This window comes from Micromonospora chersina (assembly GCF_900091475.1).
In the GTDB taxonomy this organism is placed as follows: Bacteria; Actinomycetota; Actinomycetes; order Mycobacteriales; family Micromonosporaceae; genus Micromonospora; species Micromonospora chersina.
In genome coordinates this window covers 3,628,757-3,650,324 of record NZ_FMIB01000002.1, presented here as the reverse complement: position 1 = coordinate 3,650,324, position 21,568 = coordinate 3,628,757, and the positions used below count along the sequence as shown (strand labels likewise).

Genomic DNA, 21,568 nt, shown 5'->3' with positions numbered 1-21,568 from the left:
CGACGGCGATGGATGTGACGAGATCCTTACCTGTGGTGCACCCGCCCGGGTGATCGTCGCCCCGGCAGGCCGGATCCCGGCGTACCCGCTATGTTGTGGGCGTGCAGGCGACGGTGGCGGAGCAGGGCCGACGGTGATCCATTTTCCCGCGCAACGGCGGGGGCCGCTGAGCGCGCTGAGTCTGCGCCTGCTCGCCGCCCTGGGTCTGGTCCTCGCCGTGGTGGCGGCGGTCTGGATCGACCGCGACGGCTACCGCGACGTGAACGAGGACGGCCTGACCCTCCTCGACTGCTTCTACTACGCGGTGGTCTCGCTCTCCACCACGGGCTACGGCGACATCACCCCGGCCGCCGCCTCGGCGCGCCTGGTGAACGTCCTGTTCGTCACCCCCGCCCGGGTGCTCTTCCTGATCATCCTGGTCGGCACCACCCTGGAAGTCCTGACCGAGCAGTACCGGACCGGCCGTCGCCTGGCGCGGTGGAGGAGAGTCGTGAAGGACCACGTCATCATCTGCGGCTACGGCACCAAGGGCCGCAGCGCCGTCTCCGCGCTGCTGGAGAACGGCCTCGACAAGTCCAAGATCGTGGTGGTCGAGCGGAGCGGCGCCGCGCTGCGGCAGGCCACCTCGGCCGGGCTGGTCGCCATCGAGGGCTCCGCGACCCGTTCCTCGGTGCTGGAGGAGGCGCACGTCCGCACCGCCAAGGCGGTCATCATCGCGACGGACAGTGACGACGCCTCGGTGCTGGTGGCGCTGACCGTCCGGCAGCTCACCGCCGGCCAGGTGCGGATCATCGCGGCGGTCCGGGAGGCGGAGAACGCGCCGCTGCTCAAGCAGAGCGGGGCGCACCACGTGATCGTCTCGTCGGCGACGGCCGGCCGGCTGCTCGGCCTCTCCACCTCCGCCCCGCCGCTGATCGACGTGGTGGAGGACCTGCTCACCCCGGGTCAGGGCATGGCGCTGGCCATGCGCTCCGCCGAGCGCAGCGAGGTGGGCCGGTCTCCCCGCGAGTTGGAGTCCCTGGTCATCGCCCTGGTCCGCCGGGGCAAGGTGGTCACGCTGAACGACAAGGCCGGCGCGGTGATCGAGACCGGCGACATGCTGGTCCACGTGCGTGACGACCGGCCGCAGTCCGCGGCGACGGTCTGACCTTCCCCCGAGCCGGCCGGCTGCCCGGCGTCAGCAGGTGGTGTCCGGCTCGTCCCCGGACGCCTCGGCGCAGTTGATCGGGCGGCCGCTGGTCGCCCGGCGGAGCAGTTCGTAGAGCGTGTCCCGCTCGGCCGGCTCCAGCGCGCCGAGCACCTCCTCCTCGGCGGCGGCGAGGGCGCACTCGGCCTCGCGGAGCCGCTTCGTGCCCGCCCCGGTGAGGCTCACCACGTGCCGGCGGCGGTCCTCGGGTGAGCGTCGCCGCTCGACCAGCCCCTCCGCCTCCAGGTCGTTGAGCAGCCCGACCACGTTCGTGCCGTCGATCTGGAGCGTGCCGGCCAGCCCCTGCTGGCTGATGCCGTCCGAGTCCCGCAGCACGGTGAGCGCGACGAGGTGCCGGGGGCGCAGCCCGAGGGGCGCCAGCACCGACTCCGACCGGAGCCGCATCCGCCGGGCCAGGTGGTCGAGCAGGGGCCCGGAGCGGTGCTCCGACTCCTCGACCGGTACGGCTGCCATGTGACCCAGTTTACGCACGGCGTGGAACATCGGCCTGCTATAAATGGTTGGCGCTACACAAACGATCCGTGGAGGGTTAACCAAATGGCACACCTGTTGTACATCGACTCGAGCATCCGGGGCGAGCACTCGGTCAGCCGGCGCCTCACCGCCCGCGCCGCCGCCGCGTGGCGCGCCGCCCACCCAGGCGGCACGGTCACCTACCGCGACCTCGGCCGGGAGCCGCTACCGCACCTGGACGAGGCCGGTGGCCTGGCCCGGATGGTGCCGGCCGAGCAGCACACCCCGGCGCAGCGCGAGTCCTGGCAGCTCAGCGAGCGGCTGGTGGACGAGGTGCGGCGGGCCGACACGATCCTGCTCGGCCTCCCGCTCTACAACTACGGCGCGCCGAGCAGCGTGAAGACCTGGGTCGACCACCTCATCGCGCCCGGCATCGCGTACGACCCGGCCACCGGCGCCGGCCTCCTCGGCGGTCGCGAGTTCATCGTGCTGGGCAGCCGGGGCGGCGGCTACGGCCCCGGCACCCCGCGCGAGGGCTGGGACCACGCCGAGCCCTGGCTCCCGCACGGCCTGTCCATGACCGGCCTGGAGCCGCGCTTCATCTCGGCCGAGCTGACCCTCGCCCCGGTCAACCCGGCCATGACCGAGCTGATCCCGCTGCACGAGCAGAGCCTCGCCGCCGCCGAGCGGGCCATCGACGAACTGTGGGTGCCGGCCTCGGCCGCGGCCTGAGCCCATCGGAAAAGGGCGGGCCGTCCCCCTCGGGGAACGGCCCGCCCTTTCGGCTGTCGTCAGGGACGGGTCAGAGGATCGTCCAGGTGTCGCCGGCGGAGAGCAGCCCAGCGAGCTGTTGCTCGGGAGTCTGGTCGACACCGGCCTTCGCCGCGGCGACCTGCTCCTGCACCACGCTGTCGTACGACGAGCGGGTCACCGAGCGGAACACGCCGATCGGGGTGTTCCGCAGGTCCAGCCCGGGCAGCCGGGACAGCGCGAAGGCGTACGCCGGGTCGGCCACTCCCGCGTCGTGCACCACGATGTCCTCGGCCGGCGTCGCCGCCGTCTCCCGGACCTCCAGCCCGAAGCCGCCCGGCGGGTGGACGACGCAGAACTGGCCGTCCTTGCCGAAGGTGATCGGCTGCCCGTGCTCCAGCCGGATCAGGAAGTCGTCCCGGGTGGCCGGCTCCTTGAGCGTGTCGAACGCGCCGTCGTTGAAGATGTTGCAGTTCTGGTAGATCTCCACGAACGCGGAGCCCTGGTGCTCGGCGGCGGCCCGCAGCACCGACTGGAGGTGCTTGCGGTCCGAGTCGATGGTCCGGGCCACGAAGGTGGCCTCCGCGCCGAGCGCCAGCGACAGCGGGTTGAACGGGGCGTCGGCCGAGCCGACCGGCGTCGACTTGGTGACCTTGCCGATCTCGGAGGTCGGCGAGTACTGCCCCTTGGTCAGCCCGTAGATCCGGTTGTTGAACAGCAGGATCTTGAGGTTGACGTTGCGGCGCAGTGCGTGGATCAGGTGGTTGCCGCCGATGGAGAGGGCGTCGCCGTCACCGGTGACCACCCAGACCGACAGGTCCGGCCGGGTCACCGACAGGCCGGTGGCGATCGCCGGGGCGCGGCCGTGGATCGAGTGCATCCCGTAGGTGTTCATGTAGTACGGGAAGCGGGACGAGCAGCCGATGCCCGAGACGAAGACGACGTTCTCCCGGGGGATGTTCAGCTCCGGCATGAAGCCCTGGACGGCCGCCAGGATGGCGTAGTCGCCGCAGCCGGGGCACCAGCGCACCTCCTGGTCGGACTTGAAGTCCTTGGCGGTGAGCTTGAGGGCGACGGGCTCAGACATTCTTCAGGACCTCTTCCAGCATCGTCTCCAGCTCGGCGGCGGTGAACGGCAGGCCGCGGACCTGGTTGTAGCCGATCGCGTCGACCAGGTACTTCGCCCGGATCACGTGGGCGAGCTGGCCGAGGTTCATCTCGGGGATGACCACCCGGTCGTACGCGCGCAGCACCTCGCCGAGGTTTGCCGGCATCGGGGCCAGGTGGCGCAGGTGCGCCTGGGCGATGGACAGCCCGCGCTGCCGCAGGCCCCGGCAGGCGGCGCCGATCGGGCCGTACGTCGAGCCCCAGCCGAGCACCAGCACCCGGGCGTCGCCGTCCGGGTCCTCCACCTCGACGTCCGGCACCGGGATGGTCTCGATGCGGGCCGCCCGGGTGCGCACCATGAAGTCGTGGTTCGCCGGGTCGTACGAGATGTCGCCGGTCTTGTCGGCCTTCTCCAGGCCGCCGATCCGGTGCTCCAGCCCCGGGGTGCCCGGGATGGCCCACGGCCGGGCGAGCGTCTCCGGGTCGCGCAGGTACGGCAGGAAGGTCGTGCCGTCCTCGCCGTTGGGCCGGGTGGCGAACTCGACCCGCAGGTCGGGCAGGCTCTCCACGTCCGGCAGCAGCCACGGCTCGGAGCCGTTGGCCACGTAGTTGTCCGACAGCAGCAGCACCGGGGTGCGGTAGGTCAGCGCGATCCGCGCCGCCTCCAGGGCCGCGTGGAAACAGTCCGCCGGCGACTTCGGCGCGATCACCGCGACCGGGGCCTCGCCGTGCCGGCCGTACAGGGCCATGTTCAGGTCGGCCTGCTCGGTCTTGGTCGGCATGCCGGTGGACGGCCCCGCCCGCTGCACGTCGACGATGACCAGCGGCAGCTCCAGCGCCACGGCCAGGGAGATGGTCTCGCTCTTGAGCGCCACGCCCGGGCCGCTGGTGGTGGTGATGCCGAGCGAGCCGCCGTACGAGGCGCCCAGCGCCGCGCCGACCGCGGCGATCTCGTCCTCGGCCTGCATGGTGACCACGCCGAACTTCTTGTGCTTGCTCAGCTCGTGCAGGATGTCCGAGGCCGGGGTGATCGGGTACGCGCCGAGGAAGACCGGCAGCCCGGAGCGGACCCCGGCGGCCACCAGACCCAGCGACAGCGCGGCGTTGCCGGTGATGTTCCGGTAGGTGCCCGGCAGCATCTTCGCCGGCTTGACCTCGTAGCGGACGGAGAAGTCCTCGGTGGTCTCGCCGAAGTTCCAGCCGGCCCGGAAGGCCGCCACGTTCGCCGCGACCAGCTCGGGGCGGGCGGCGAACTTGCGCTCCAGGAAGCGCAGCGTCGACTCGTACGGGCGCGAGTACATCCAGCTCAGCAGGCCGAGCGCGAACATGTTCTTGGCCCGCTCGGCGTCCTTCTTGGACACCTCGTGCTCGGCCAGCGCGCCGATCGTCATCGAGGTCAGCGCGACCGGGTGCACCACGTAGCCGGCGAGCGAGTCGTCCTCGAGCGGACTGGTCGCGTAGCCCACCTTGGCCAGGTTGCGCCGGGTGAACTCGTCGGTGTTGACGATGATGTCGGCCCCGCGCGGCAGGTCGGTGAGGTTGGCCTTGAGCGCGGCCGGGTTCATGGCCACAAGCACGTTCGGCGCGTCGCCGGGGGTCAGGATGTCGTAGTCGGCGAAGTGCACCTGGAAGCTCGACACGCCCGGCAGGGTGCCTGCGGGGGCGCGGATCTCGGCGGGGAAGTTGGGCAACGTGGAGATGTCGTTGCCCAGCTGCGCCGTCTCCGAGGTGAACCGGTCGCCGGTGAGCTGCATGCCGTCGCCGGAGTCGCCGGCGAACCGGATGACCACCCGGTCCAGTTGACGGATCTGCTTGGTCACGCCCGTACCTCGCTTCGCTGAGCGCCGTCGCACGGGCGGCTGAACGTGATGGTGACCCCGCCTTGCCCGGCCACGTGCCCTCCTAGACGCGCTGCTGCCGCAGGCCGTCCGTCGCTGGCTCGGCCCGCTCCATTTCTCACGTCAGAGCCTACGTCGGTCCGTTAGGGCAACCTTGGTGGAGGTCCGACGTATGGGACCTGATCGGGCCGGTGTATGCCCGGCTTTGCGGCGTTTAGTACCGCGGCCCGTAATTCAGATCACCGCAACCGGCCCGACTCCTCCGCGACTCATTCCTCGGCGGGGCGGACGACCGGGTCGGTCGCCGGGGCGCCCATGCGGCGGCGCAGCGACGTGGTGGCCAGGGCCAGCGCCAGCACCACCAGCAGCCCGGAGACCCCGATCAGGGTGAGCGCCGTCCGGTGTACCGAGCCGGCGCCGTCGTCGGTGGTCTCACCGGCGGCGGCCACCACGCCCTGCGACCCGGTCGGGGCCGGCGCGCCGACCGCCGGGGTCGCCAGCGCGGCCGCGGCGGTGATCCGGAACGTCATCTGCACCTGCCGGTCCCGCCCGCTGCGCGGGTCGAGCCGCCCGACCACCGCGCCGGCCAGGGGCGCGCGGCGCTGGGCCTCCGCCGAGGCGGCCACCGGCAGGCTCAGGGTGACGGTGTGGCCGGCCGGCACGCTGCCCAGCTCGCACCGGGTGCGGTCCGGGGCCGCCGCCGTGCAGCCGGCCGGCGGCCCGCTGACGGTGACCCCCTCGGGAAGGACCACGTCGACCCGGCCCGCGGCGTCGACCTTGCCGGTGTTCCCGAGGCGGACCGCCAGGGTGCTCGGCGCGCCGCTGATGTCGAAGACCAGCTCGTCGGCGCGGAGCGAGATGCCGGGCACCGGCGGCCCGGGCGGGAAGAGCACCGCGAAGCCCTCGTCGTCGCCGGCCGTGCCGGTCACCCCCGGGGCGGTGGCGGTGACCTGGACCGACCCGCTCAGCGGCATGGACCGCCAGGCGGCGCCCGCGACCCGGACCCGGATCGAGGCACGGAACCGGGCGCCCGGGGCGGCGGTCCACTCGCCGCAGACGTGACTACCGCCCCCGGCGGACGCGCAGCCGGGCGTGCCGGCGTCGGTCAGGCCGGCCGGCAGGGTGTAGCCGAGGCGGATCCGCTCCGTCCGGCCGCCGGTGTTGGCCACCGTCACCCGCAGCGTGGTGACCGTGCTGTCCGCGTTCCAGTAGGCGGGGGTCAGCACGACGTCCTCGGTGGTGACCCGCACCCCGAGCGGGCTGCCGGCCGGCTGGGCCGGCTGGCCCGGCGGCACGGCGGGCGGTGGCCCGACCGGCGGGGGAGCGGGCGCCGTGGTGGTCGGCGACGTGGTGGTGGGCACCGGTTCGGCGGGCGCCGTGGTCGTCGGCACGGGCGCCGGCGCGGTGGTGGTCGGTGCCGGCGGCGTGGTCGGCGGCGCCTCCTCGGTCGGCGGCGGGGTGGTCGGCACCGGCTCCGTCGTCGTGGGGTCCACGGTCGGCGTCGGCTCGGTCGGGTCGGTGCCGGGCTCGCCGACCGGCTCGCCCGGGTCGCCCGGCTCGGCCGCCTGGACCACCCCGGTCACGGTCGGCGAGGCCGCCGCCCACGTCGGCGCCACCGCGACGGCCGCCGCGAAGCCGGCGATCAGTGCGGGTACGAGCAGGGCGGGGGCACCTCGGAGCGCGGCGCGCCGAGCAGGCCGTACGCGGGGGCGGGCCATCTGTCCTCCGTGACGCTCAGTGAGGTCTCATTATTTGACAACAGTTGCCTTCGAGCACTAGTCCCGCGAGGAAACAAATACGTAACGTGTTTCGGGTGTCGTGACGACCGGCCCGGTAGGCTCCCGACCGTGACCGGTTACCTCGGGTCGTACGCCACGCTCGGTCTCCTGCTGCTGGCCGCCGTGCTCTTCTTCGTTACGGCGTTCTCAGCCAATCGGGTGTTACGTCCCGGCCGTCCGGCTGATCCCTGGGGCAAGCGGGCCACGTATGAGTGCGGTCTCGACCCGGTCGGCGGCGACTGGGCGCAGATGCAGATCCGCTACTACGTCTACGCCTACCTCTACGTGCTCTTCGCGGTGGAGGCGGTCTTCCTCTTCCCCTGGGCGCTGATCTTCGACCGGCCCGGGTTCGGCGTGACCACGGTGGTGGAGATGGGCGTTTTCGTCGCCGTGGTGGCGCTCGGCATCCTCTACGCCTGGCGCCGGAACATCCTCCGCTGGGCCTGACCCGGCTCAGGCCAGCCCGCGCCGGGTGAGGGCCGGCGGCCGGTCCCCCCGGATCGTGGCCACCATGTCCAGCACCCGGCGGGTCTCGCGGACCTGGTGGGCGCGGAACACCCGCGCTCCCAGCCAGGCCGAGACCGCGGTGGCGGCCAGGGTGCCCTCCAGCCGGTCCGGCACCGGCAGGTCCAGCGTCTCGCCGATGAAGTCCTTGTTCGACAGGGCGACAAGCAGCGGCCAGCCCGTGTCGGTCAGCTCGCCCAGCCGCCGGGTGATCTCCAACGAGTGCCGGGTGTTCTTGCCGAAGTCGTGCGCCGGGTCGATGAGGATGCCGTCCCGCCGTACGCCGAGGCCCACCGCCCGGTCGGCGAGGCCGGTGACCGTCGCGACGACGTCGGCCACCACGTCGTCGAACGCGGCCCGGTGCGGCCGGGTCCGCGGGGTGAGCCCGCCCGCGTGCGAGCAGACCAGCCCGGCGCCGGTCGCCGCGGCGACCCGGGCCAGCGCGGGATCCGCGCCCGACCAGGTGTCGTTGAGCAGGTCGGCACCGGCCGCCACCGCCTCCACCGCCACCTCGGCGCGCCAGGTGTCGATCGAGATCACCACGTCCGGGAAGGCGGCCCGGACCGCGGCGATGGTGTCCACGGTGCGGCGGATCTCCTCCGTCACGTCGACCTCGTCGCCCGGCCCGGCCTTCACCCCGCCGATGTCGATGATCTCGGCGCCCTCGGTCACCGCCCGCTCGACCGCGCGCAGCGCGCTGTCCTGGGCGAACGTGGCGCCCCGGTCGAAGAACGAGTCCGGCGTGCGGTTGACGATCGCCATCACCACCAGCTCGCCGGGGGAGAAGGTCCGCCCGCCGAGCCGCAGCGCCCCGGTCATTCCCGCCTCCGCATCGCCGATCCGCCCCGGTCGCCCCCGACGCTATCCCGCCGGTCGATTCCGATCGGAGGCGGCGGAGGGCTCGCCCGATCCCGCCCCGCATGCCACGATCTCCCCATGGGTGAGGTTCTGCTCCTCTTGGTCGTCGCGCTGGTCGTCGCGGCGGTGGTGTTCGGGGTGACGGTGCTGGTCTCCGGGCGGGACCCGGGCCTGACACCGGCCGAGCCGGACGGGCGGGCCGTGCCCCTGCCGGGCAGCCGCCCGCTCGACGAGTCGGACGTCGCCGAGGTGCGCTTCGACACCGCACTCCGCGGCTACCGGATGGCCCAGGTCGACGCGGCGCTGCGCCGGGCCGCGTACGACATCGGCTACAAGTCCGAGCTGATCGGTGTGCTGGAGGCCGAGAACGCCGCGCTCCGCGAGGGCCGGATCGAGGAGGCCGACGCCCTGCGCCGGGCCCGTGCCGAGGCCGCGGCGGCCGGTTCGGAGGCCGACGTTCCCACCGACCCGCCGGCCGCCGAGCCGTCGACAGCCGAGCCGCTCACCGCCGAGGCCGGCGTGGCGGAGGCCCCGGCCGCCGCCGCCGTCGAGGACGTGGCCACGCTGCCGTCCACGCCCGCCCCGGTGGCCGCCACCGGCGGGCCGGCCCCGATCGCCCCCGTGGCGGCCCCGGTCGACCACACCCCGCCCGAGGTGGGCCTCCGGCCGCCCACCACCGCCACCGACCGCGACCCGACCGCCGAGCCCGCACCCGACACCGACCCGACCGCCGACGGCGCCCGCGACGCCGACAGCGACGACGACGCCGAACGGGACCGTGGGCCGGTGGTCCGCTCGGAGTCCGCGTGACCGGCTCCGACGGCGGCGCCGGCTTCGCCGAGGCGGCGCAGCGCGGGGCCGCCGAGGTCACCGCCACGGTGATCGTCAAGGCGCCTGCCGAGCGGGTGTTCGCCGCGCTGACCGCCTGGGAGCGGCAGTCCGACTGGATCCCGCTCACCACCGTCCGGGTGGTCGAGGGGGACGGCGGCGAGGGAAGCCTGGTCGAGGCGGTCACCGCGCTCGGCCCCGCCGTGCTCCGCGACGAGATGCGGGTGGTCCGGGTGGACGCGCCGTACGAGGTCGGGGTGGTGCACTGCGGCCGGCTGCTGCGCGGCCCCGGCGTGCTGCGCTGCACCCCACTGGGGCGGGACCGGACCCAGGTGGTCTGGCACGAGTGGTTCCACCTGCCCGGCGGGGCGGCCGGCCGGGTCGCCTGGCCGGTGCTCTGGCCCGGCTCGAAGTTCAGCCTGACCCAGGCGCTCAAGAAGTTCGCCCGGCTGGTGGAGCAGGGCCGGCTGCCCTGACCGCCGGCCGCCGGACGCTGTCGGTGGCCTGGCCTACCGTGTACGGCGTGACTGACCTGGTGACCGGCGCCGACGGGCTGCCCCGCTGCGCCTGGGGAGCGAGCACCCCGGACTACGCCGTCTACCACGACGAGGAGTGGGGCCGGCCGCTGCGCGGCGACGACGCGCTCTACGAGCGGCTGACCCTGGAGGCGTTCCAGTCCGGCCTGTCCTGGCTGACCATCCTGCGCAAGCGGCCCGCGTTCCGGCTCGCCTTCGACGAGTTCCGGATCGAGAAGGTCGCCGGCTACGGCGAGGCCGACGTGGCCCGGCTGTTGGCCGACGCCGGGATCGTCCGCAACCGGGCCAAGGTCGAGGCGGCCATCGCCAACGCCCGGGCGGCCCTGGCCCTGCCCGACGGCCTCTCCGCGCTGCTCTGGTCCTATGCGCCGCCGCCCCGGGCGGCCCGGCCGCGGTCGTTCGGCGAGGTGCCGGCGCTCACCCCGGAGTCCACGGCGATGGCCAAGGCCCTCAAGAAGAGCGGCTTCCGGTTCGTCGGCCCCACCACGGCCTACGCGCTCATGCAGGCCACCGGCATGGTCGACGACCACCTCGCCGGCTGCCACGTGGTCCGCGACCGTCCCGGGGCGTGACCCGGACGCGGCGGGACCGGCCCCGGTCCGGCGTGATGGGATTGGGACATGACCGACACCGAGCCGCGGACGAGCGGGACGATCGAGGGCGGCACCGCGCCGGGCGCCTGGGCGGTGCTGCTGCCCGCCGAGCGCTACGAGGCCGAGCGGCTCGTGCACCACGACGCGCTGGAGCTCACCGGCCTGGACTCGGCCGTCCGGCCCCGCCCCGGTGACCCGGTCGCGGTGCTTGTCGACGAGCCGCTGCGGCTGGTGGGGCTCGGCCGGGTCGCGTCGGCCACCGGCGAGGTCCGGGAGGACCCGGACGACCCGCAGTCCGAGGCCGGTCCGGGGGTGCTCGTGGTGACGTACACCCGGCGGGTGCTCGACGAGCCGGTGCCGGTGCCCGGCCTGGCCCTCGGCGGGCCGGTGACCGGGCTCGACCCGGCCCGCTTCCGCGAGCTGGCCGACCGCATCGGCCCGCCGCCGGCCCGCCGCTCCTGGCTGGTCAGCCTCGACCTGCCGATCGAGGCGGCCTCACCCGCCGAGGCGGTCCGGCTCTTCTGGTCCTACGTGCAGGAGCTGGGCCCGCGCGAGCTGCCCGCCTTCGTCTCGCCGTCCGGCGACGAGCTGGCCATGCAGGCGTTCGTGCTGGGCGCCGAGGCGAACCAGGATCCCGAGGAGGACGACTGACCCGGCGACGGGTCAGCGGCCCTCGAAGACCGGCTTCTGCTTGTTCACGAAGGCCATGGTGGCGGCCCGGTGGTCGGCGGTGGCGCCGCAGATCGCCTGGGCCTGGGCCTCGGCGGCCAGCGCGTCGGCCAGGGTGCCGGCGTCGGCGATGGAGAGCTGCCGCTTGATCGCCCCGTACGCGACGGTCGGGCCGGCGGCGAGCCGGGCGGCCAGCTCCTGCGCGGCCGGGAGCACCTTCTCGTCGTCGTCCACCAGCCGGGTGAGCAGGCCCAGCCGGCAGGCGTCCTCGGCGCCCACCGGCTCGGCGAGCATCAGCAGCTCGACGGCCTTGGCGTGGCCGACCAGCCGGGGCAGCGTCCAGGAGGCGCCGGTGTCGGCGGCCAGCCCGACCCCGGCGAAGGCCATGAGGAACCGGGTCTTCGGGCCGCCGATGCGGAAGTCGGCGAGGAACGCCAGCGAGGCGCCGGCCCCGGCGGCCATGCCCCGGACCGCGGCGACCACCGGCTTGGGCAGGTTGGCCAGCCGGGCGGCGATCGGGTTGTAGTGGGCCCGCACGGTGCCCAGCGGGTCGGCGTCGGCGGACTCCAGGGTCTGCACGTGCTCCCGCAGGTCCTGCCCGGCGCTGAACGAGCCGCCCGCGCCGGCCAGCACGACGGCCCGGCAGGACCGGTCGGCCTCCAGCTCGGCGAGGGTGTCCCGGAGCGCCTCCTTGAGCGCCACGTCGAGCGAGTTCATCGCCGTCGGGCGGTTCAGCGTCACGGTGACGACGGCGTCGGTGCGGTCGACGAGCAGCGGCTCGGTCACGTTCTAACGACCCTTCTGTCGGGCTAGGCGGTTGCCGGCGTCGAGGCAGTGCTCCACGTACCGGTCGGCGGCCGGCCGTAGCCGGGCGGCGTGCCGGTCGAAGAAACTGGCGGCGCTGCTGCCCGGCCAGCGCTCGGGGAGCAGCGCCGGTGGCAGCTGCGGGTCCCGGAACAGGAAGGTACGCCACGCGTGCACGAGCCGGAACCGGGCCGCGTACGCCTCCTCGTCGCTGCTGCGCACGGTGACCCCGGTGAGCAACGGCTTCTGCTCGGCGACGAACCGTTCGTAGGCGCGGCCGATCTCGGCCAGGTCCCAGGCGCGGCGGACCACCCCCATGGCGCCCGGGGTGCCGGCGGCGTGCGCGGCGGTGAACCGCTCGTAGCGCACCCCGGCCTCGGCGAGCAGCACGTCGACGTCCTCGCCCGGCCGGGTCGCCACCCAGGTGCAGTCGTCCAGCGTGCCGTAGCCGAGGTAGGTCAGGTTGGCGGCGAGCCGCTGCCGCTCCCGCCGGGACGCGGGCGCCTCCAGCACGAGCAGGTCGAAGCGGCCGTCCCAGGCGTGCCGGCCGGTGCGGTAGATCCGGGCGCCCGCCTCGTCGAGTCTCCGGGCCGCCTTCGGTGTGATCGAATATCCGGGTCCGGAGGCGAGCCGCAGCGGTTCGAGCCAGCCCTGGCGGACCATGCGGGAGACCGCGGTGCGGACCGCCGGTGGCGCGATCCCGAGCGGCGCCAGCAGCTTGACCAGGGCGGCGACCGGTGCGCGGCCACCCCTCGCCCGGAGGTGGTCGCCGTACAGGTCGAAGAGTGCCGACCGTGCCTGCATGACCGCACATTGTGACAGGCCTATCCGAGATAAGCTAGATGCTGTTACATCAATGCTGCTTCGGTTTGGGTCCGGCGGTGTTCATCAGGGAAAATCATCAGTCGACGCCCCCGCGACGGTTGCGGGTGGTCATGACGAAGTGGCTGTGGGGCAACCCACCGACCCTGGTGTAGGTCTGAGGGGAGACAACATGGCGGCGATGAAGCCGCGGACGGGCGACGGTCCGCTGGAGGTCACCAAGGAGGGCCGGGGCATCGTCATGCGGGTCCCGCTGGAGGGTGGTGGCCGGCTCGTCGTCGAGATGACTCCCGACGAGGCCACCGCGCTGGGTGACGCGCTGAAGGCGGCCGCCGGCTGATTCGAGGAGCGGTTCGCGCGGCGTCCGCCGTGCGAACGGTTCCTCCTACCCTGAGCCACCGGCTGAGCCGGTGGCTCAGGGCCTTCATCGGCCGGTGAGCGGCAAAGTGTCCCGATTCGAGCAGTCTTCGGAGGTACGGTCCAGCGTGCTGGCCATTCGTCTGGTGAGCGGGCCCGCGCGGCCCGACACCCTCGTCCTGCCCATTCGTCCCGCAGGGCCGGACGGCCCGGCCGCGCTGGTCCCCACCGCCGCCCCGCCCGGCGACGACGTCCGGACCGAGGCGGTGGCGCTGCTGCCGGCCGCCCGGCTCACCGGCGCCGCCGGCGAGGTGCGGGAGCACCTGCGCCCCGGTGGCACCCCGGCGCGGCTCTGGCTGCTCGGCGTCGGCGCCGGCGACGAGCACGACTGGCGGGCCGCCGGCGCGGCGCTGGCGCGGGTGGCCAAGGATGAGACGCATATCACGATCGCGCTGCCGGGCGAGGCTGCCGCGGAGGCGCTGCGCGGCCTGGCCGAGGGGCTGCTGCTCGGCTCCTACCGCTACCGACTGACCGAGGCCGGCGGCACGCCCGCCCTGGCCGAGGTGGACGTCGTGGTCGGGGACCCGGAGGCGCTCGCGCCGACCCTGGACACCGCCCGGACCACCGCCGAGATGACGCGGCTGGCCCGGGACCTGACCAACACCCCCTCGTCCACCAAGAACCCGGAGTGGTTCGCCGCCCAGGTGGCCTCCGCCGCGTCCGGCCGTGCCGACCTGCACCTGCGGGTGCGCGGCCCGGAGGAACTGGCGGCCGAGGGCTTCGGCGGCATCCTGGCCGTCGGCGGCGGCTCGGCGAGCGGCCCCCGCCTGGTCGAGCTGGACTGGCGGCCGGCCGGGGCGCGTACCCACGTGGTGCTGGTCGGCAAGGGCATCACCTTCGACACCGGCGGCATCTCGATCAAACCGGTGCCGGCCATGAAGCTGATGCGCAAGGACATGGCCGGCGCCGCCGCGGTGGTCACCGCCACCCTGGGCGCCGCCGCGCTGGGGCTGCCGGTGCGGGTCACCACGCTGGCCCCGCTCGCCGAGAACATGGTCAGCGGCTCGGCGTTCCGCCCCGGCGACATCGTCCGCCACTACGGCGGCCTGACCAGCGAGAGCACCAACTCCGACGCGGAGGGCCGGCTGGTGCTCGCCGACGCCATGGCGTACGCCGTCCGGGAGCTGAAGCCCGACCTGCTTGTCGACCTGGCGACCCTGACCGGTGCGAACGCCGTGGCCCTGGGCAAGCGGCACGCCGCCCTCTACAGCGAGAACGACGACCTGGCAGCCGACCTGCTGGCCGCGATCACGGCGGCCGGTGAGCGGGCCTGGCGGATGCCGCTGGCCGACGACTACGTCGAGTACCTGGGCAGCGAGATCGCCGACCTGCACAGCTCCCCGGCCCTGGGCGCCGGCTCGGTGGTGGCCGCGCTCTTCCTCCGCGAGTTCACGGGTGACCTCCGCGACCGCTGGGTGCACGTGGACATGTCCGCCCCCTCCTGGTCGGACGACGTGCACGGCGAGCTGGTCAAGGGCGCCACCGGCTGGGGCGTCCGCGGGCTGCTGCGATGGCTGGCCACGCTGGGCTGACCGGGCGGGACGGTCAGCCCTTCACGGCGGCGAGCAGGCCGTGCCCGACGGGCAGCAGCGCCGGCACCCAGTGCTCCGACTCGCGGATCGCCTTGATGGTCTCCCGCACGGTCACCGTCTCCACGTCGCGGGCGGCCGGGTCGCCGATCCGGCCGCCGGCCAGGGCGCCGTTGAGCGCGAGCACCCCGCCGGGGCGCAGCAGCCGCAGCGCGGCGTCCACGCAGGCGGCGAAGCCGGTCGCCTCGGCGTCGACGAAGACCAGGTCGTAGGCGCCGTCCGCGAGCCGCGGCAGCACGTCGAGGGCCCGCCCGGTGATGATCCGGGTACGCCCCGACGCGAAACCCGCCTCCTGGAACAGCCGCCGGGCGATGCGCTGGTGCTCGACCTCCACGTCGATCGTGGTGAGCACCCCGTCGGGGCGCATACCGCGGAGCAGCCAGACCCCGCTCACCCCGGTGCCGGTGCCGATCTCCACCACGGCCCGGGCGTTCCCGGCGGCGGCGAGCAGGCGCAGCGCGGCCCCGGCGCCCGGCGTCACCGCGTCCACGCCCACCTCGTGGGCGAGGGCGCGGGCCGTCCGCAGCACGAGGTCCTCGGTGACGTACGACTCGGCGAACTGGAGCGCCTGCGCGGTCGAGTTGCCGGAGCCGGCGACCGTGGCGATGGGACACCTCCGGGCGGACTGGTGCGAGGGGTCGGTTGGCACTGAGAGCCTAGAGGCGTGCCGCGGCGGGCGCAGCCGCGAGTCCGCCCTCGGACGATCACGCGCGGCAACCCCTGACTCCACGCGGGGCATCCGTGCAATCCTGGACGGAGTCCCGTGCGGCACGGTCGGCTCCGCCGGCCCTCCGGCGCGGGCGTGGGGGACGGACTGGGAGGCACCGACGTGACCGACGGCTGGGACTGGCGCCAGCCCGGCGGGAGCCCGCCACCGGCGGGTGGGCCGGCGCCCGGGCAGCCCCCGCAGGGCGCCGGGGGCGCCACGACCTCGCCCTGGTGGTCCGACGCGCTCGCCGACCCGTGGCGCGACCCGTACGCGCCGGCGGCCGTGGTGGTCCCGGCCGGCCCGGTCACCGGGAGCGGCGAGCCGGAACCGGTGACCGACCCGGACGCGCCGACCCGGCCGGGGCTCCGCCAGGTGGTGCTGGTCTCGCTGATCACCGCCCTGCTCGCCGGCTCGCTCGGCAGCGCCCTGACCTACGCCTTCCTGCGCGGCGGTGGGGCCGTGCCGACGCTCGGGGCGCAGTCCGGTCAGGCTCCCGCGCTCGCCCAGCGCAAGCCCGAGTCGCTGGCCGGGGTCGCCGAGAAGGTGCTGCCCAGCGTGGTGACCGTCCGGGTGGCCAGCCTCGGCGGCACCAGCGAGGGCTCCGGCTTCGTGGTGAGCGCCGACGGGCACATCGTCACCAACGACCACGTGGTCGCGGGCGGCCCCGGCAAGGCGACGGTCGTCTTCACCGACGGCAGCACGGCACCGGGCACCGTGGTCGGGCAGGACCCGGAGTCGGACATCGCGGTGATCAAGGTGAACCGGAGCGGGCTGAAGCCGGTGGAGTTCGGCGACTCCGACGCGCTCGCCGTGGGCGACCCGGTGCTCGCCGTCGGCTCGCCGCTCTCCCTGGCCAACACGGTCACCGCCGGCATCGTCAGCGCGCTGGACCGGACCATGATGGCCGGCGAGCCGGGCGGGCCGACCCGCTACTACGCGGCGATCCAGACCGACGCGGCCGTCAACCACGGCAACTCCGGCGGCCCGCTTGTCGACGGGGCCGGCCGGGTGGTCGGTGTGAACTCGACGATCAAGTCGCTGGTCGCGGACGGCCAGGAGGCCGGCAACATCGGGCTCGCCTTCGCCATCCCGATCAACCAGGCGAAGCGCGTCACCGAGGACATCATCGGCACCGGCAAGGCCCGCCGTACGGTGATCGGCGCCCAGGTGGGCGGCACCGGCGTGAGCGGCGGCGGCGTACGCCTCAACGGCGTCGAGCCGGCCGGTCCGGCCGCGGCCGCCGGGCTGCGCACCGGCGACGTGGTGCTCCGGCTGGACGGGCACCCCATGAACGATCCGACCGATCTGGTGGCGCTGGTCCGCAAGTACGCCCCGGGCTCGGTGGTGACGGTGGAGTACCGGCGCGGGTCGAATCGGCAGAACGCCTCGGTGACGCTCGCCGCAGACGCCAAGTAGGGACCCCGCACCCCCTCCCCGTCGGCCACCTGACGTGCGTAGTCTTGCCCTGACACCGCCACGAGGAGGCCGGAGTGTTCGAGAACCTGAACTGGTGGGAGATCGGCGCGCTGCTGCTCCTGGCACTGTTGATCTTCGGTGACCGGCTGCCCACGGTGATCAACGACGGCCTCCGGATGGTCCGCAACCTGCGCAACATGGCCCGGAACGCCACCGGTGACCTGAGCCGCGAGCTGGGCACGGACATCCAGCTGGAGGACCTGCACCCCAAGGCGTTCATCCGGAAGCACCTGCTCAGCGAGGAGGACGAGCAGGCCCTCCGGAAGCCGCTCCAGAGCATGTACGACAACCTGCGCTCGGACGTCACCGGCGTGCACGAGGAGCTGAAGGACGTGGCGAAGGCGGCCGACCTGCGCACCAACGGCGCCCGCCCGGCCACCGCCACCGGCGGCGCCCCGGCGCCGGCCCCCCGCCCCTCCTACGACGACGCCACCTGACCCCGTAACGGGACCGACCCCCCTCGGCCGTGGGCCGAAGAGGGTCGGTGGAAACCGTGCGAAGGGTCAGCGGCCGGCGGGCTTGAGACCCAGGGGCTTGCCGAGCAGGGACTCGCGGCGCACCGCGAGCCGGTCGGCGACCTGCACCAGCGCCCGGGCGGCCGGGGCGTCCGGCTGGGCCAGCACGATCGGGGTGCCGGCGTCGCCGCCCTCGCGGACCCGGGTGTCCATCGGGATCTGCCCCAGCACCGGCACCTGCGCGCCGATGGTCCGGGTCAGCGACTCGGCGACGGCCTCGCCGCCGCCGGCGCCGAAGACCTCCATCCGGGAGCCGTCGGGCAGCTCCAGCCAGGACATGTTCTCGATCACGCCGACCACCCGCTGGTGGGTCTGGAGCGCGATGGCGCCGGCCCGCTCGGCCACCTCGGCGGCGGCCGCCTGCGGGGTGGTGACGACAAGGATCTCCGCGTTCGGCAGCAGCTGCGCCACGGAGATCGCGATGTCGCCGGTGCCCGGGGGCAGGTCGAGCAGGAGGACGTCGAGGTCGCCCCAGTAGACGTCGGCGAGGAACTGCTGGAGCGCCCGGTGCAGCATCGGGCCGCGCCACACGACTGCCGCGTTGCCCGGGGTGAACATGCCGATCGAGATCACCTTCACGCCGTGCGACTGCGGCGGCATGATCATGTCCTCGACGCGGGTGGGCGCGCCGTCGGCGCCGAGCATCCGGGGCACCGAGTGGCCGTAGATGTCGGCGTCCACGACACCGACCGAGAGGCCGCGGGCGGCCAGCGCGGCGGCCAGGTTGACCGTGACGCTGGACTTGCCGACGCCGCCCTTGCCGCTGGCGACCGCGTAGACGCGGGTGCGGGAGCCGGGCTGGGCGAACGGGATGACCGGCTCGGCGGTGGCCCCGCCGCCGCGCAGCTTCGACTGGAGTTCCTGCCGCTGCTCCGGGCTCATCACGCCGAACTCGATCTCGACGCCGGTCACGCCGGGCACCGCCGCGACGGCGGCGGTGATGTCGGTGCGCAGCTTGTCCTTCAGCGGGCAGCCGGCCACGGTGAGCAGCAGCTCCACCCGGACCACGCCGTCGTCGCCGACCACGGCGGAACGGACCATGCCGAGCTCGGTGATCGGCCGACGGATCTCCGGGTCGTTGACGGTGGCCAGGGCGGCCTGGATCGCGTCGGAGACGGTGCTGACGGGTGCTGACATGCCCGCAATGCTACGTCGGTGGTCATCGGCGCCCGCCGCTGGCGGGGGCCGGTGTGAGCGAATCGATGGCCGCCCGAGGGGTGGACGGGGCGTGCCGGGAAGTGGGACGATCGGCGCGAACGCCGCTCGCCTGGCCCCTTGAGGCGCGCGGCGTTCAATACGTTCCGGGCCGGGTCAGCTCTCGAAGTGGCCGTCGTGCGCGAAGTCGCCGTCGAGGTCGTCGCGGGGCTCGTCGAGCGGCTCCGCGCCGGCCTGCCGCCGGGCCTCCCGCTCCTGCTGCCGCCGCTCCAGCTTCCGCCGCCGCTCGGCCGCCTCGTCCAGCTCCTCGGCCAGCCGGGCCAGTTCGGAGCGGAGGAAGTCCCGGGTCGCCACCTCACCCATGGCGATGCGCAGGGCGGCGATCTCCCGGGCCAGGTACTCCGTGTCGGCCTTCTGCATGGTGGCCCGCCGCCGGTCCTCCTCCAGCGCGATCCGGTCCCGGTCGGCCTGCCGGTTCTGCGCGAGCAGGATCAGCGGGGCCGCGTACGAGGCCTGGAGGGAGAGCACCAGGGTCAGGAAGGTGAACGTGTACGGGTCGAAGCGCAGGTCGGCCGGTGCCAGGGTGTTCCAGGCGAACCAGGCGGCGATCACCAGCGTCATGTAGACGATGAAGTTCGCGGTGCCCATGCCCCGGGCGATCCCCTCCGACCAGCGGCCGAAGGTCTCCGCGTCGATCCGGGGCAGCCGGAGGCCCCGGGGCGCCCGGGGCTGGTCCAGCCGCTCGGTCCGTCGCTGGTCAGCCATTGTCGCCGTCCAGCGGCGCATCGTCGTCGGCCGGCGCGCCGGTCATGGCGTCCCGGTCCCGCCAGTCGCGTGGCAGCGAGTGGTCCAGCACGTCGTCCACGGTCACCGCGCCGACCAGCCGCATGCTCCGGTCCACCACGGGCATGGCGACCAGGTCGTACGTGGCCATCCGGCGGGTTATCTCGGGCAGCGGGGTGGTCGGCCGCAGCGGGTCTATGTCGTTGACGACGACACCGCCGAGCAGGTCGGCCGGGGGCTCGCGGAGCAGCGCCTGGAAGTGGACCATGCCCAGATAGCGGCCGGTGGGCGTGGTGAGCGGGGCGCGGGTCACGAAGACCTGCGCGGCCACGGCGGGGGAGAGCTGCGGCTCGCGGATCCGGGCCAGCGCCTCGGCCACCGTGGCGTCCGGCGGCAGGATCACCGGCTCGGAGGTCATGACGCTGCCGGCGGTGCCGGAGGCGTAGCGCAGCAGCTGGCGGACCGGGGTGGCCTCGTCGGGCTCCATCAGGTCGAGCAGCACATCCTGCTCCGGCGGGGGCAGCTCGTTGAGCAGGTCGGCCGCGTCGTCCGGGTCCATCTCCTCCAGCACGTCCGCGGCGCGTTCCCGGTCCAGCGCGGCCAGGATCTCCACCTGGTCGTGCTCGGGCAGTTCGCCGAGCACGTCGGCGAGGCGCTCGTCGTCCAGCGCGGCGGCCACCTCGTTGCGCCGGGCGTCGGGCAGGTCCTGGAGGGCGTTGGCCAGGTCGGCCGGGCGCATGTCCTCCAGCACGGCGAGCAGGTTGGCCGTGCCCCGGCTGTCGGCGAGACCGCCGAGACCACGGACCCGGTCCCACTCCACCTGGTGCAGGTGGCCGCGGCGGGCCAGCCGGCTGGTCTGCTCGCGGACGGCGACCCGGGTCAGTGCCCACTCGCCGCCGCGGCTGCTCTCCATGGCCACGTCGACCACCGAGCCGGCCTGCCCGGTGTCCAGCTGGACCCGCCGGTCCAGCAGCTCCTGGAGCACCAGCAGCTCGTTCGGGCGCTTCTCGAACCGGCGCAGGTTGAGGGTGCCGCTGCCGAGCACCACGGCGTCCGGGTCGATGGAGGTGATCCGGTTGATGGAGAGGAAGATGCGACGCCGCATCGGCATCTCGGCCACCAGGCCCACCACCTCGGGCGGGCGTTGCGTCGGCCGCATCCGGGCCACGGCGTCCCGGACCCGGCCCACCTGGTCGCCGTTCGGGTCGAAGACGGCGACTCCGGCGAGTCGAGCGATGTAGACCCGGTTCGGCGTGCTCACGGGCACCAGCCTAAGGGCCTAGTGTTTATCAACATGTCGACCTTGGCGTACGAGATCGTGGACGTCTTCACCGACCGCCCGTTCGCCGGCAATCCGCTGGCCGTGGTGTTCGGCGCGGAAGGGCTCGCCACCGAGCAGATGCAGGCGCTCGCGGTGGAGTTCAACCTGTCGGAAACGGTGTTCGTGCTGCCGCCCACGCAGGTCGGGGCGACGTACCGGGCGCGGATCTTCACCCCGGTCGAGGAACTGCCGTTCGCCGGGCACCCCAGCGTGGGCGCCGCGGTGACCGCGAGCCGGCGGGGTCTGTTCGATGTGGGCAGGATCACCCAGGAGTGCGGCGCCGGCGTGCTGCCCATCGAGGTCACCCCCACCGGCGCGACGCTCACCGGCGGCACCCCGACCCTCGGGCCCGAACTCGACCCGGAGCCGCTGCTGGAGATGGCCGGCCTCACCGCCGCCGATCATGCCGGCCCGGCGCCCCGGGTCGCCGGCTGCGGCCTGGAGTTCCCCTACCTCCCGGTGCGCCCCGACGCGGTGGCCCGCGCGCGGGTGAACACGGCGGCTGCGGAGCGGTACGGCGTGGAGCACGTCAGCGTCTTCTCCTGGGACGCCGACTCGCAAACCGCGCACGCCCGCGTGTTCGTGCCGGGCCTCGGCGTGCCGGAGGACCCGGCGACCGGCTCGGCCGCCCTGGGCCTGGGCGTCTGGCTGGTGGCCAGCGGGCTGCTGCCCGGCGAGGGCCGCTCCGAGTACGCGGTCCGCCAGGGCATCGAGATCAACCGGCCGTCCGCGCTGGCCTGCACGGTGACCGCCGCCGGCGGGGTGGCGGTGGGCGCGACGGTCGCCGGCCACGTGATGCCGGTGGCCCGGGGCGAGATCGCCGTCCCGCCCTTCGTGGGCTGAGCACCCTTTCGGG

The 21,568-nt window shown here is 74.1% G+C and carries 23 protein-coding genes; 12 read left to right on the top strand and 11 right to left on the bottom strand.

What is annotated here, in order from left to right:
* Positions 1–133: 133 nt before the first annotated feature.
* Complete coding sequence (locus GA0070603_RS16765; RefSeq protein ID WP_091314619.1) at positions 134–1,147, top strand: potassium channel family protein; 1,014 nt, start codon at positions 134–136, stop codon at positions 1,145–1,147.
* Between the two features lie 30 nt (positions 1,148–1,177).
* Here GA0070603_RS16765 and GA0070603_RS16760 read toward each other — a convergent pair whose 3' ends face one another.
* Positions 1,178–1,660, bottom strand: coding sequence for a MarR family winged helix-turn-helix transcriptional regulator (locus tag GA0070603_RS16760; RefSeq protein ID WP_244282541.1), 483 nt, complete (start codon positions 1,658–1,660; stop codon positions 1,178–1,180).
* 84 nt (positions 1,661–1,744) lie between these two features.
* Between GA0070603_RS16760 and GA0070603_RS16755 the strand changes: the two genes are divergently transcribed.
* Positions 1,745–2,392, top strand: a complete 648-nt coding sequence (locus GA0070603_RS16755; RefSeq protein WP_091314612.1) for an FMN-dependent NADH-azoreductase — start codon at positions 1,745–1,747, stop codon at positions 2,390–2,392.
* A 70-nt stretch (positions 2,393–2,462) separates the two neighbouring features.
* Here GA0070603_RS16755 and GA0070603_RS16750 read toward each other — a convergent pair whose 3' ends face one another.
* The 3 genes from GA0070603_RS16750 to GA0070603_RS16740 form a co-directional block, all read right to left on the bottom strand.
* Entirely contained in the window at positions 2,463–3,497 is a 1,035-nt protein-coding gene (locus GA0070603_RS16750) for a 2-oxoacid:ferredoxin oxidoreductase subunit beta (RefSeq protein WP_091314609.1), read from the bottom strand.
* Positions 3,490–5,337: a 2-oxoacid:acceptor oxidoreductase subunit alpha gene (locus GA0070603_RS16745; protein WP_091314606.1), complete on the bottom strand. Its 1,848-nt coding sequence runs from the start codon at positions 5,335–5,337 to the stop codon at positions 3,490–3,492. Before GA0070603_RS16745 ends, GA0070603_RS16750 begins: the two co-directional genes overlap by 8 nt.
* Positions 5,338–5,624: 287 nt before the next feature.
* On the bottom strand, positions 5,625–7,073 hold the full coding sequence (locus GA0070603_RS16740; protein ID WP_091314602.1) for a hypothetical protein: 1,449 nt from the start codon (positions 7,071–7,073) through the stop codon (positions 5,625–5,627).
* 129 nt (positions 7,074–7,202) lie between these two features.
* Here GA0070603_RS16740 and ndhC point away from each other — a divergent pair, with 129 nt between their 5' ends.
* On the top strand, positions 7,203–7,580 hold the full coding sequence (ndhC, locus tag GA0070603_RS16735) for an NADH-quinone oxidoreductase subunit A (RefSeq protein ID WP_091314599.1): 378 nt from the start codon (positions 7,203–7,205) through the stop codon (positions 7,578–7,580).
* Positions 7,581–7,586: 6 nt separating this feature from the next.
* Here the strand turns inward: ndhC and folP are convergent, their stop codons facing one another.
* Positions 7,587–8,456 (bottom strand): dihydropteroate synthase, encoded by an 870-nt coding sequence (gene folP / locus GA0070603_RS16730; protein ID WP_091314595.1) that lies wholly within the window; start codon positions 8,454–8,456, stop codon positions 7,587–7,589.
* Between the two features lie 117 nt (positions 8,457–8,573).
* On the opposite strand from folP, the gene GA0070603_RS16725 reads away from it, so the two are divergent.
* From GA0070603_RS16725 to GA0070603_RS16710, 4 genes are read left to right on the top strand one after another with little or no spacing between them, the layout of a single operon-like run.
* A complete protein-coding gene (locus GA0070603_RS16725) occupies positions 8,574–9,305 on the top strand; it encodes a DivIVA domain-containing protein (RefSeq protein ID WP_091314591.1) in 732 nt (243 codons plus the stop codon).
* Positions 9,302–9,799, top strand: coding sequence for an SRPBCC family protein (locus GA0070603_RS16720; protein WP_091314588.1), 498 nt, complete (start codon positions 9,302–9,304; stop codon positions 9,797–9,799). Before GA0070603_RS16725 ends, GA0070603_RS16720 begins: the two co-directional genes overlap by 4 nt.
* A gap of 47 nt (positions 9,800–9,846) precedes the next feature.
* Positions 9,847–10,431 carry a DNA-3-methyladenine glycosylase I gene (locus GA0070603_RS16715; RefSeq protein ID WP_091322030.1) on the top strand — a complete coding sequence of 195 codons (585 nt, stop codon included), beginning with the start codon at positions 9,847–9,849 and terminating at the stop codon, positions 10,429–10,431.
* Positions 10,432–10,479: 48 nt separating this feature from the next.
* Positions 10,480–11,103, top strand: coding sequence for a hypothetical protein (locus GA0070603_RS16710; protein WP_091314585.1), 624 nt, complete (start codon positions 10,480–10,482; stop codon positions 11,101–11,103).
* Positions 11,104–11,115: 12 nt separating this feature from the next.
* Here GA0070603_RS16710 and GA0070603_RS16705 read toward each other — a convergent pair whose 3' ends face one another.
* Entirely contained in the window at positions 11,116–11,907 is a 792-nt protein-coding gene (locus GA0070603_RS16705) for an enoyl-CoA hydratase/isomerase family protein (RefSeq protein ID WP_091314581.1), read from the bottom strand.
* A 3-nt stretch (positions 11,908–11,910) separates the two neighbouring features.
* Positions 11,911–12,729 (bottom strand): PaaX family transcriptional regulator, encoded by an 819-nt coding sequence (locus tag GA0070603_RS16700; protein WP_091314576.1) that lies wholly within the window; start codon positions 12,727–12,729, stop codon positions 11,911–11,913.
* 190 nt (positions 12,730–12,919) lie between these two features.
* Between GA0070603_RS16700 and GA0070603_RS16695 the strand changes: the two genes are divergently transcribed.
* Positions 12,920–13,087, top strand: a complete 168-nt coding sequence (locus tag GA0070603_RS16695) for a DUF3117 domain-containing protein (protein WP_013283866.1) — start codon at positions 12,920–12,922, stop codon at positions 13,085–13,087.
* 145 nt (positions 13,088–13,232) lie between these two features.
* Complete coding sequence (locus GA0070603_RS16690; protein ID WP_091314573.1) at positions 13,233–14,696, top strand: leucyl aminopeptidase family protein; 1,464 nt, start codon at positions 13,233–13,235, stop codon at positions 14,694–14,696.
* A gap of 13 nt (positions 14,697–14,709) precedes the next feature.
* Here the strand turns inward: GA0070603_RS16690 and GA0070603_RS16685 are convergent, their stop codons facing one another.
* Entirely contained in the window at positions 14,710–15,402 is a 693-nt protein-coding gene (locus tag GA0070603_RS16685; RefSeq protein ID WP_370464085.1) for an O-methyltransferase, read from the bottom strand.
* 165 nt (positions 15,403–15,567) lie between these two features.
* Here GA0070603_RS16685 and GA0070603_RS16680 point away from each other — a divergent pair, with 165 nt between their 5' ends.
* Positions 15,568–16,878: a S1C family serine protease gene (locus tag GA0070603_RS16680; protein WP_208863043.1), complete on the top strand. Its 1,311-nt coding sequence runs from the start codon at positions 15,568–15,570 to the stop codon at positions 16,876–16,878.
* Between the two features lie 74 nt (positions 16,879–16,952).
* Positions 16,953–17,375: a twin-arginine translocase TatA/TatE family subunit gene (locus tag GA0070603_RS16675; protein WP_091314569.1), complete on the top strand. Its 423-nt coding sequence runs from the start codon at positions 16,953–16,955 to the stop codon at positions 17,373–17,375.
* Positions 17,376–17,441: 66 nt separating this feature from the next.
* On the opposite strand, the gene GA0070603_RS16670 is transcribed toward GA0070603_RS16675, so the two are convergent.
* The 3 genes from GA0070603_RS16670 to GA0070603_RS16660 all read right to left on the bottom strand — a co-directional run bounded on the left by GA0070603_RS16670 (position 17,442) and on the right by GA0070603_RS16660 (position 20,652).
* Positions 17,442–18,590: an Mrp/NBP35 family ATP-binding protein gene (locus GA0070603_RS16670; RefSeq protein ID WP_091314566.1), complete on the bottom strand. Its 1,149-nt coding sequence runs from the start codon at positions 18,588–18,590 to the stop codon at positions 17,442–17,444.
* 174 nt (positions 18,591–18,764) lie between these two features.
* Complete coding sequence (locus tag GA0070603_RS16665; protein WP_091314563.1) at positions 18,765–19,373, bottom strand: DUF1003 domain-containing protein; 609 nt, start codon at positions 19,371–19,373, stop codon at positions 18,765–18,767.
* Complete coding sequence (locus tag GA0070603_RS16660; protein WP_091322023.1) at positions 19,366–20,652, bottom strand: magnesium transporter MgtE N-terminal domain-containing protein; 1,287 nt, start codon at positions 20,650–20,652, stop codon at positions 19,366–19,368. The genes GA0070603_RS16665 and GA0070603_RS16660 overlap by 8 nt, the downstream gene beginning before the upstream one ends.
* 33 nt (positions 20,653–20,685) lie before the next feature.
* On the opposite strand from GA0070603_RS16660, the gene GA0070603_RS16655 reads away from it, so the two are divergent.
* The gene (locus GA0070603_RS16655; RefSeq protein WP_091314560.1) at positions 20,686–21,555 is read left to right on the top strand and encodes a PhzF family phenazine biosynthesis protein; all 870 of its coding nucleotides are present in this window, start codon (positions 20,686–20,688) and stop codon (positions 21,553–21,555) included.
* Positions 21,556–21,568 lie beyond the last annotated feature (13 nt).